The organism is Xenorhabdus indica, from assembly GCF_014467235.1.
GTDB lineage: Bacteria > Pseudomonadota > Gammaproteobacteria > Enterobacterales > Enterobacteriaceae > Xenorhabdus > Xenorhabdus indica.
In genome coordinates, this window is record NZ_NKHP01000088.1 from 1 (window position 1) to 1,076 (window position 1,076).

At 49.6% G+C, this 1,076-nt stretch carries 1 protein-coding gene and 1 pseudogene; both read right to left on the minus strand.

The annotated features are described in order from the left end of the window. Positions 1-438: phage integrase N-terminal SAM-like domain-containing protein (locus tag Xind_RS19580; protein WP_187650946.1), on the minus strand; the 438-nt coding region annotated here is incomplete at its 3' end. A 207-nt stretch (positions 439-645) separates the two neighbouring features. Beyond that, positions 646-1,076 (minus strand): annotated as a pseudogene (locus tag Xind_RS19585) (TraI domain-containing protein); the annotation flags it as partial.

Consider the following 1,076-nt stretch of genomic DNA (forward strand, 5'->3'; position numbering starts at 1 on the left):
ACAGCGCCCTCCCCGGGGAGTCACCTGCCTGCGCTCCTCTTCCTCATACTGTCCCATCAGCAGATAGAGGCGGGTTATCTGGGATTTACTCAGAATTTTCTTTGTCTTCTTCTCTTTTTTCACCGCCGCCTCGTTAAACGGGTTTTCAGTGAGCGGCAGCAGTTTTCTTTCCATCACGAAATTAAAAATCGCCCGCAAGTGGGCCACCTTATTGTTCCAGGTGTAGCTCGACTGTTTTTTCTCGGTCAGAAGATGACGCCGCCACCGCAGTACATCACGGTGAGTCACCTGCTCCGGTAACACCGTATCCCCCATAAATCCGATAAAAACCCGGGTCACCTTGCGATAACTCCACTCCGTAGCCGGTCGCAGCATATGCGAGAAAAAGTATTCTTCCAGTAATTCATCCCAACCCATTTTTTCCTCATTATTGAACATGATTGTTTCCTTAGTGTGTCAAGTTGTGTCCCGGTACAGCCACGTCCTGTTAATAAACTAAAAATTAATTAACACGTTGAATTATTTTATTTTTCATATAATGACCTTTTGTACATTGCTGAAACAAGGCATTCTGACGCTGATACGGGGCGTTTGAACAATTTCAAATCGTTATTGTTATCATTTGTATTATTTCCCACCCAAAGTTCACTCCGCTGTCTGAAACAGTGACAGTAATGTCCGGGTATCATCGCGGGTGTCAGGTGCTGGGACGGTCATCGGTGTGACAAGCGGAGTAACCGGAGCAGGCGATGGATGAGCGGTAGCCGCCCTCTCTTCAGCAGATTCAACCGGCTTCAGCAATGGCGATTTCACCTGCTCAGCTGCTGACTGAAGCAGTAAATCCGTCAACGGAACAGAAGAAGGAGACCCGCCAAGATGCAACATCAGACATTGCCACGCACCGGGCACTAAAGACAGCCAGGTGACCGCTTCCTCCGGTAACAAACGGGCAGCCAGCAGCGTTTTATGAGAAACAAGCAGCTCAGACAGTGAGGCATGAAACCGGAAGCGGAAACGGCGTGCTGGCACCCACAACCCCGGCAGCCAGGGGTGTCCATCATCCAGTTCACCTTCCA